The 9,124-nt window shown below is 66.1% G+C and carries 9 protein-coding genes; 5 read left to right on the plus strand and 4 right to left on the minus strand.

Features of this window, described 5'->3' with window-relative positions; translation table 11 throughout:
- Window positions 1–7: 7 nt before the first annotated feature.
- Window positions 8–220, minus strand: coding sequence for a helix-turn-helix domain-containing protein (locus tag ACZ4E1_RS09915; RefSeq protein WP_467537560.1), 213 nt, complete (start codon window positions 218–220; stop codon window positions 8–10).
- A 1,242-nt stretch (window positions 221–1,462) separates the two neighbouring features.
- Between ACZ4E1_RS09915 and ACZ4E1_RS09920 the strand changes: the two genes are divergently transcribed.
- A complete protein-coding gene (locus ACZ4E1_RS09920) occupies window positions 1,463–2,350 on the plus strand; it encodes a DUF5655 domain-containing protein (protein WP_467537623.1) in 888 nt (295 codons plus the stop codon).
- A 184-nt stretch (window positions 2,351–2,534) separates the two neighbouring features.
- On the opposite strand, the gene ACZ4E1_RS09925 is transcribed toward ACZ4E1_RS09920, so the two are convergent.
- A complete protein-coding gene (locus tag ACZ4E1_RS09925; protein ID WP_467537561.1) occupies window positions 2,535–2,864 on the minus strand; it encodes a DUF6087 family protein in 330 nt (109 codons plus the stop codon).
- Window positions 2,865–3,385: 521 nt separating this feature from the next.
- On the opposite strand from ACZ4E1_RS09925, the gene ACZ4E1_RS09930 reads away from it, so the two are divergent.
- Window positions 3,386–3,865 (plus strand): hypothetical protein, encoded by a 480-nt coding sequence (locus tag ACZ4E1_RS09930; protein ID WP_467537563.1) that lies wholly within the window; start codon window positions 3,386–3,388, stop codon window positions 3,863–3,865.
- 26 nt (window positions 3,866–3,891) lie between these two features.
- Window positions 3,892–4,056: a hypothetical protein gene (locus tag ACZ4E1_RS09935; RefSeq protein WP_467537564.1), complete on the plus strand. Its 165-nt coding sequence runs from the start codon at window positions 3,892–3,894 to the stop codon at window positions 4,054–4,056.
- Between the two features lie 161 nt (window positions 4,057–4,217).
- Here ACZ4E1_RS09935 and ACZ4E1_RS09940 read toward each other — a convergent pair whose 3' ends face one another.
- Window positions 4,218–5,660: a restriction endonuclease gene (locus tag ACZ4E1_RS09940; RefSeq protein WP_467537566.1), complete on the minus strand. Its 1,443-nt coding sequence runs from the start codon at window positions 5,658–5,660 to the stop codon at window positions 4,218–4,220.
- 177 nt (window positions 5,661–5,837) lie between these two features.
- Here ACZ4E1_RS09940 and ACZ4E1_RS09945 point away from each other — a divergent pair, with 177 nt between their 5' ends.
- Both ACZ4E1_RS09945 and ACZ4E1_RS09950 read left to right on the plus strand, forming a co-directional pair.
- Complete coding sequence (locus ACZ4E1_RS09945; protein WP_467537567.1) at window positions 5,838–7,247, plus strand: AbiJ-related protein; 1,410 nt, start codon at window positions 5,838–5,840, stop codon at window positions 7,245–7,247.
- A 146-nt stretch (window positions 7,248–7,393) separates the two neighbouring features.
- Window positions 7,394–8,317, plus strand: a complete 924-nt coding sequence (locus tag ACZ4E1_RS09950; protein WP_467537568.1) for a hypothetical protein — start codon at window positions 7,394–7,396, stop codon at window positions 8,315–8,317.
- An 80-nt stretch (window positions 8,318–8,397) separates the two neighbouring features.
- Here the strand turns inward: ACZ4E1_RS09950 and ACZ4E1_RS09955 are convergent.
- Window positions 8,398–9,124 (minus strand): SPDY domain-containing protein (locus ACZ4E1_RS09955; RefSeq protein WP_467537570.1); only part of this gene is annotated, 727 nt, incomplete at its 5' end.

Consider the following 9,124-nt stretch of genomic DNA (forward strand, 5'->3'; position numbering starts at 1 on the left):
CAGCTCTCTACCGCGCTCCGCCATCGTCCGACACCGTCTTGGGCCGGGTGGTTCCGGACCCCTTGTAGCCACGGAACACGTCCTGCAAGGTACTGAGTTTGATGCCGAGGCGGTCGGCGATCTGGCGATTCGACAGACCTTGACCGTCGTCCCACAGCTCGCGGATCAGCGCGCTGCGCTCCTGCCACCACTCCCGGTTGCGCTTGACCTGGTCGGCCATGATCTGGCTCTTGGCCCGCACGCGCTCCTCGCGGTCCGCGATCTGCTCGACCGCTTCCAGGGGCTCTCGTGGAGGCGCTCCTGTCCGGCCTCGCGCCCGCCACCACCACCGACACGCCATGGCTCTGGGCTCTCGAGCCTGCAGGTGACACGCGGCCGACCTGGGGCAGGTGGCTCTGGTTCCTGCCGGTGGCCACCCTCGATTCCGGGTGGCGCCTGATCCACGACGCCGTCCGGGGCAGCCAACTCGGTCCCATCGCCAAGGCCGGCGCCGGCACCTTGGCCAATGGCGCCCGGGGGAGACGACCCCCGCCGCGTCATCTGCATCTACACCGCCGACCAACACGAGCGCAGGGCGAATAAGGCGGAAGCAGAACGCGTCATGCTCGCCCTACGCCGCCTCGGCGTATCGCACCGCCTCGCCTACAAGACCAACGAGACCACAGACGCCGCAATCTACGGAGACGGCGCAGCCACCTACGTGTCCCCCACAGCCACCACCAAGATGATTGACCGCGCCGCCCCCCGATCGGCGGCCCGCCGCAAGAAGGTGCGCCAGCGCCGATAACCGGCCACTCAACAGACGTACACGTTGGCCGGTAGGGCGCCGTCGAGTTGATCGTCCGGTTCGCACCTGCTGCAGGGCCACCATGACGGCGACGACCTGCATTCCATGCGGACACAGAGCCATGGCGACCGGGGGTGCAGTCGAGCAAAAGGCTGCAGCCCAGTGAACCAGGCGGCAGCCCCAATCCCCATCACCGGACTGGGTATCTTCCGGTACGTCGTCGAGTGCACAAGCGCCTGAATGCACGGCTTCCGGCGTTTGCGCATCCGCTGGAAACGACGCGACGGCATCCGCGACGTCTTCCCCGGCCTCGCCGCCTGCCTCATCACTCACCGGAACGTGCAACGCCTCTGTTAGGACCTCTTGATCCGCCGCCGACACGTGGCGCGAAAAGCTCCTCGGGCCATGGCCAGGGACAGAGCAGGCGCTTAGAAGGCGCGTGCTCTATCCACTGAGCTACGGGGGTTACCTGCGTAAACGCAGTCCTCCATGCGCTCGTCCCGCGATCTTGTGGGACGTATGTGGGATCTGGAGATCCCTGGGAACCGTGGGACACGGGTGTCTCTCGGTGGCCCGGACGTAGCCTCTCACACCATCTTCACACTCCCGAAGCCCCTCGTGGAAACAACCCTGACCCGGTTCGGCGTTGGTGATCTCCAGAGCGAGGAGGGGAAGGTGTCGGGGCTGAGGCTGTTCCACACGACGAATAGCGGCGTGACTGAGGTCACGCCGCGTTTGTCGGCTGTCGAGGCGGATGTTCAGGATCTCGTCGAGGCGAACATGGAGGCGATGCTGGGGGTCACGTTTCTCGCGAGCGAGTACGTGATCGACTGCGTCGACGGCGGTCGTATCGATTCGCTGGGGCTCGACGAAAACGGCGCGCCCGTGATCGTGGAGTACAAGCGGGGCACGGACGCGGGTGTTGTCAACCAGGGCCTCTTCTATATGGCCTGGCTGATGAGCCACAAGGACGCCTTCCGGAGTCTGGTCCGCGACCGGCTCGGGGTGACGGCCGCGTCCCGGATTCTGTGGAGCGCACCGCGGCTGATCTGCGTGGCCGGCGACTTCACCCGCTACGACGCGCACGCCGTCCGCGAGCACCGGCGCTCGATCGACCTGGTCCGCTACCGGTACTTCGGCAGCGACCACTTCGGCCTTGAGACCGTGTCCTCGGTCACCGGGCACTCGGCTGAGGCCAAGCGGGTACGCCGCCGCACGCCAGGTCTTCAGGTTCGGCAGCAGGGCGGAGCGATGGGCGAGCTGGCGGCAGCGGTCGACGAGGTCCTCGTCGGTCTGGGCGACGGCGTCACTCGGGTGCAGCGCAAGCAGTACCGCGCCTATCAGCGGCTGCGGAACTTCGCGTGCCTCATCCCGCCCCAGCAAACCAAGGTGCTGGTCTACCTGAAAGCGGATCCGACGGCCGTGGGCCTGGTGCCCGGTTTTACCCGGGACGTGACCGGGCTCGGACACCATGGCACAGGAGACCTGGAGGTCCAGCTGCGCAACGAGCGGGACCTGGAGCGAGCCCAGGACCTGTTCCGGTTGAGCTACGCCGCGGCGTGATGGAGCAGGGCCGGGCATTGCGTCTCGCGTGGCGGTGACGTCATGGATCGTCGCAGTGCTGCCTTTCGACGGGCGGTCAGGAAGTGGCGGTGGAGCTACAAGTATTCGGCGGATCCCCGGTTTCGGTAGCCGGGGACCCGTCGCTATATTGCCGCCGCCTTCTCGCATGGTTCTGAATGGACTGCTATTCCTCTCGGCCCTCTGCTGGCGTCGGCTTCCGGTGCCGGCCCCGGCCTTTCCCCAGCGCGGGACGATCCCATTCGGTGGGCTTTGGTTCGGCCGGCTGCATTGGGTACAGAAGGGTCTTGGCCTCGGTGAGATTGCTGACCAGGGCGACCGTCTCCCACTCGGTTCCGTTCCACTCCTGGATCGCGCGTGGTGCGTCGGGGTCGACGTGTTGCCCGCGGTGCGGACCTTCGGTCAACGGCACCGCGCGGCGCTTGCCCTTCGAGGTGTGTCGACGTTCCTCGCGGCGGCGTGCCCAGTCCTCCAGCGGCTCCTGTTCATCGTGCATCTCAGCATCGTGGCGCAGGCGTGGTTGCTGTGGCCACCGGCTTGGCCGGACGCCACCGCGACCCAGCCGAACCGGGGCATGCACCTTGCTGCCCTCACCGCTCTCGCCCTGCACGCCAGGGCGTGGGGCTCGTGTATCGCACCCTGTCGCCAGGCAGACCGAGGAGATCGCCGGGCCAGCGCACCAGTGACAGCTAAACAACCTCGCGCCCGCGGGCGGAGCACGACGCCACGTTCTGCGTGTGCCGCCCGGTGCTGCGCGGGCCCTCGCCCGACCGCGGCTGCAGACGCCTTCGGCGCGCCCGCCGAGGACTGACGCGCGGTCGTGCTCGAGACGAGGGTGCCGTACCGGAGGTTCGAGAGCGGGCTCGCGCTGTCGCTGCAGACGGTGGACGTCGAGGCGGGGTACTCAGGGAGAGGAACCGGGCCTGCAAGGAGACGGGTTAGCCTCACTGGGTGACGTCGGCGCGTAGCTCGTGGCGTCCTGGTTGCCCCTGGGCTACGCCCTCGTACGGTCCCGCCATGACCACCAGGAAGATCACCTCTGACCCCATCGCGGAACCCGTTGTGCCGCCCGCAACAGAGTCGGCCGACCGCACTCAAGCGGTCGGCGATGGCGATACGAAGGAAGCGGCGCACGACCATGCCAGCGCAGTGTGTACCGTCTGCGGCCCGGTGATTCAAAACGAGCTGGTACGCGCCACGTCGATCTACGGTGCCGTGCAGCTCATGACTGCGTACGGCGACCGCTGGGACTGCGTCTGGCAGTCGCTCCCGGACCGGCGGGACGCAGTGATCGTCCTGTCGAGCATCGCGGAGCAGCTGTGCCAGGAGATGGCGGCTGTTCGGCAGACGTCAGTCGAGGCCGAGTGGGGCCGACTGGCTGCTGATCAGCTGCGTGACATGGCCAGCTTCCAGCCGGCGGATCCGGAGAAGGCTGCCCCGAGCGTCGTGCGGCAGGCCGAGAAGGCAGCCGCGGCAGCGCGTCCGACGTCAGTCTAGGGCGCGTGTCTAGATACCCTGACAGGTTGATCGAGTTGCAACGCGCGGCCGATGACGTGGGTCGCTCACTGGGGCACCTGGACGCCGAGGAGCGCGCGGCGCACCGCGAGGTGTGGTTCGAGGCCGCTGCCAAGGTGCGGGCTGCCGTGACCGAATACCCAACCGAGCGCGAGCTCAACCGACACCCCTGATGTAGCGGCCGGCGAGATGTCAGCGATTCACCTGAGGGAGTCCGGCGGTGATCGCGGGCTGGTTACATCTGCCCGCGATCACCAGGCCGTCGCCCAACTAGGTACAGGAGAGCACGGTGCCGCTCGACTAATCATGAGAAGGTGCTGCGCGCTTCGTGCCGCTACCAGTCGGCCACGGCCCGCAGGACCACGGCGTCCGAGGTGCGCGCGTACTCCCACGAGTACAGGTGGTATGTCGCCTTGGGCTCATCAAGCTGGTGATGCGACCGCAGCGCACAGACGGGCAGCTCGCTTTCTTCGACCCTGCCCGGCCACTCCTCCGGGGCCGGCGCACCGTCCTGTCGGCGGTTTGGATTTCTCACCACCAGACCGGTGACCCACCCGGAAGGTGCACCGCCGGATCCCGCCCCTTCCCAGGATTCGTCGCTGTGCGAAACGAGGTAACTGACGACCTCCAGCGGCACCTTCTGAACAAGGCGATGCCGAATGAGGGCCGGGCTGGTCAGCGGACGGAAGTAGCTGAACTCCGCGGCGTCGAACTGCTCGAACAAATGCCGGATCGGCTGGAGGGCCACGGGGATTCCCGGCAGCTGGAACGACAAGTGGCAGTGGCAGATCGACCGGGAGGGGTGGTTCGCGATGCTGGCGGTGAGGGTGTAGAAGCCTCCGCCTTGGCAGGTATCGAAGTAGACGATCTGTTCGGTGTGGTGTGCCTTGTCCAGGCTCTCTTCGCGCTTCCTCCACGCACGCAGCGCCTCAACGAACTCCCGGGTGCCGGCGCCGTGCCAGTTCACTCCGGACTGCTGGATGTTCCATCGCGGCTCGCCGCTGTTCCACCCCATGGAATCCAGCCCGCACAGCAGCTCCACAAGGCCGTCTTCGTTGAACACGCTGACTTGCGCGTCGAGGGAGACACCGCTGCCGATCCCGAACGCCCAGTCCACGTCGGGTAGCTCCTGTACGAAGACGAATTCCCCGAAGCCGCCCCCGGACGTGACGTAGGGCAGCGGCTGCAGGTCGATGCCGAGCAGCCGCGCCTCAGCGCTCGGCAGGTCTCTGGCCGGACGGCGCCGACGCCGGGGCTTCGGTGCAGCGGCGAGGTGCACGCGGCCGTGGGTGATGAGTTCCTCCCGCTTCACCTGCAGGTGGTTGACCAGCGACCTTGGTGTGCGCAGGACTTGGGTCAGCTCCTCTTCGCCGAACAGCAGGATGGGCCCCCGGTCCCGGCGCACTCGCAGATCTTCGATCGCCGATTCGGTGAAGCCGTTCACGCTGATGATGACGCCAAGGACAGAAGAGGAGGCGGCCCGGTCCAACCGTGACCGGACAGAATCGAATACGTCGGCGTCGGTCGGCCCGCTGTGCCATTTGGCCTCGATCAAGTACCACACGTCCCCGTAGCGGGCCACCAGGTCCGTCTGCCGCGGTTTCGCGATCGATGCATTGCGGTCAACCCGGAAGTGCGCCCGCCGGAACAACTCCTCCAACAGCACCTCCAACTGATAGCCCCGCCTGTGCGCGGACGACAGCGATCCCAGCCGATGGAACTCTGCGAGCAGCGACGGCCCTCCCGCCCTGACGTGTTGCCCCTCACCGGACACCATCGGCTCCCTCCCTCTCCCAGTGCTCAACGACGGACTCTCTCAGTTCCACCGCCGGGTCAGGGGCAGTTCTGGAGGGCTCGTGAGCAGCGTGACCTTCTCCGCCAGCACCGAAAAAGCCAGGCTCGTTCGCATTGCGGGCCACTGCCGGATTCCCCCGTTCTCTGCCACCATCTGCCCATGGTTGGCAGCAGAAATCGTTCAGCGCTTCGCGCTCTGCTCGACACCGCCGTCGCGCCCCTCAGCGACCTGACACACAGGGTGCTGAGCCAGACCATCGAGCAACTGGGCATGCCAGCGATTCCTGAGGACGCCGGCAGCAAGCGGCAGCGGGTTGAACAGAGCCTCCAGCAGGTACCCGACGCTGAACTGCCGCGACTGGCTCAACGCGTCCTACAGCAGCAAGACTTCCCCTTCCCTGTGCGCCCACCGCTCCGACATCGGCTTGAAGATCTGCTGTGGGAAGAGGCCGCACCACCCGACATACCCAAGAAGGCCCGCCGTGAACTGGCGCGCGCTCTGCATCTCCCGGAGCTCACCCAGCACCGTGACCGCTTCCTGCAGCTACTCGATCGCCTCTGGGTGATCGAGGGGCCGGACCTCTCCTTCAACGAGCTCAGCGCGCTGCTGCTGAACGGGACGCGGCCGGTGACGCTGAAGGACCTCATCGAGAAGCACGTCTTCCGCAACAAGGAGGACTGGTCGGCTGAGCAGCTCTTCGAGAGCCTTGGCGCGTTCGAGGCAGGGAACGCCAGGTTTGCCCACTTCCTGGAAGGACTTGTCTCGGCGGACGTTCTCCTGGACGAGCACCTGCAGGAGAAGACAGTCAGCACGATCAACGATCACATCCGCGCTCATGGGATCGAGTTGCGGCAGACAGGCAGCGATGGCGGCTATCCGCTGTTCACCCTGGTCTCGACGCGCCTGCACAGCAGCCGGAAGCCAAAGAACATCATCTTTGCCTCCCTGGGAAAGCCCGATATTCGTTTCCGATCCTCGGTGGACAACGACATCGAGATCGTCGGCGGGCGACCGGGCGCCACCCTTGTCTATGACCGGGAGATCCCTGCCGAAGGTCTGCGCTGGCGCGACCTGCACAGCTGGTGGCAGGACACCCACAAGTACAGCAGCGAGAGCGACGCCGGTGAAGATCTCTACCAGCGGCTCCTCAGGAGCCTGCCGGGCAACTCGGCCGGTCAGAGGAATCTCTTCACGGCTTACCGCACGGCTCGACCATTCTGCGCGGATGACCTTGCTCTCCTACCCGAGGTATGGCTGCACTGGGATCCCAAGACCGTCAAGGAACGCGGCCCCGAAGCGTTGCTGCGCTCCCGCATGGACTTTCTGCTGTTGCTGCCGTTCGGGCAGCGTGTCGTCCTGGAGGTCGACGGAGTGCAGCACTACACGCGCGACGACGGCCGCACTCCCGACACGGCCAGATACGCGGACATGGTCGCCGCCGACCGGGATCTCAAGCTCAGGGGGTATGAGGTCTTCCGCTTCGGCCACGACGAACTGAAACGGCCCGAGGACGCCAAGAGACTTCTGCTCCAGTTCATCCCGGACATGTTCAGCCGGTTCAAACTCTGACACCACGTAGCCCCCACGCCTGCTGCGGCACCCCAACTGCCAGAAAGGCCACCCGGATCGCCGCCGGGGGGGCGGGCCAATTGGTAGGTGTCGGAAGGGGTTTGACGTCCGCTGGCTGTCAGAGTCGTGTGGCATCCTCACCTGCCATGATCGTGGTCAACAGGATCCGTCGAGTGCGCGGTGCTCGCGCCAGGCGACGGATGGACAGGCAAGTTGCGGACCTGCGTGCGGCGCTCGATCGCCTCGGATATGACTGGTGGCCGATACCCCTTGCATTCCGCGTGGCCCTACGAAGGCACGATGCCGCCGGCTGGGGCTGGTTCATCAACCTGGAAGCTTTCGTGCTTCTCGCGTGCCTGTTCCTGAGCTATGAGGCGATGGCTAACTGGAAGGAGGAGCTGCTCCAGGGCCCAGCCATCTTGGCCTTCTATGCAGGATCTATGGTTCTGGCGGCTGTCGCCGGCTTGACCATGCGCTCAGCGCGAGCGACACGACGCAATCGCCTGGTCTGGCTCTGTGCCGGTGTGATCGAGAGGTGCGCTGAAGCTCACAGGCGAGGTGGAGAGCGTCGACGAGAGGCCATGAACGAGGCGTCAACGGCCCTCCGGAGGCTGGAGGGCGAGGTGCTGACGGCGTATCGCAGGGCCGGTTCGGTGTCGTCCTTCTCGCCTCCAAACGCGGAACTGCGGCGCCACGCGGGGCGGGTGGTGGCCAAGCTCCGCACTGTTGAGGCCAAGTTGCATGGCGATCATCCGCAGCAGGCGTTGGAGGAGTTAGCGGGGTTGGCCGCAACGATCGCAGAGCAGTACACCGATAACAAGATCGGTACTCTGCTGCCAGTCGCGTCAGTAGCGGGCTTGGAGCCCGTGCGTGATCGTGAGCCGATACTCGTGGGCGTCACTGTCGTGTTGATTGCTGGGGGTGCTGTTGCAGTCTCCCTGCTGGATTTGCCCGACGTGGCTTCAGCGGCTGTGAGCGTCGCGGTGGCGATACTGGTCCTGCTGATTCTGTTCGGGCGGCGCTGGCACCGGTACCTCCCGATTGCCGAACTCTTCAAACCCGGGCCTTGACCGCACGCTCGTCGTCGCATGGCCGGCAGGTCTGCATGGTGCTTGTTGTGCGGTGCGAGCAGTGGTGCCGCCGCCTGACGTTACCGTGGCCGAGTACCGTCGGCGTTCGGGGCTTGCGCCGCGCGGATGCTGGTGCTGGTGCGGCTCAGGGTGTTCGGCCCTTTGGGACGGCAGGATGTTGGCTTCTGAGCGAGCCCGCGGGCCATTTCGAAGGCCACGTCGTGAATCAATGGGGCCGTGGCGCGCGTCGAGAAGTGCAGCGCCCATCCGGGGTTGTCGGCGTTTCCGCCGCCCCAGAAGGACCAGGTGGGCTGGTCAGATTGCTGGAAATTTGTGGCGAAGGCATCGAACTGGGCGCCTGCGGGGTGATCACTTTGTGTCTCCCACCGGATGACGCGGCCGTCGGTGGTGTGCTGCCATCCGGCGTCGAACAACGGGCGAGTGGCCTCCCAGACAGTAGCTTCCGAGATGTTGTTGCCCTCGGCGATCTCGGCTGTATCCGTGGCGTCGAGGGAGTTGAGGAGCGTACGTACGATCTCGACAGGGGTGGTGGCGGTCGCGGTGGCGTGCCACAGGCGCTCGCCGACCGGGCTCTCGTACGCCGCGACCTTCCACTGGGTATCGCCGGGGTCAGCTTCGTGGACGAACTCGGCGCGCAGGACGAGGGATTCGTGGACGGCATGCGTGGTGTCGTCCGACCAGGTCCGCCATTTCTCCCACGCTCCGTGCGACTCGAGGAAGTCGTTCAGGAGTGTCTCGTGATCGTCAGTGCCGTCTGCTTCATTCTCAGCGGAGTTGGTCGTGCCC

The organism is Streptomyces sp. NPDC025806, from assembly GCF_055558275.1.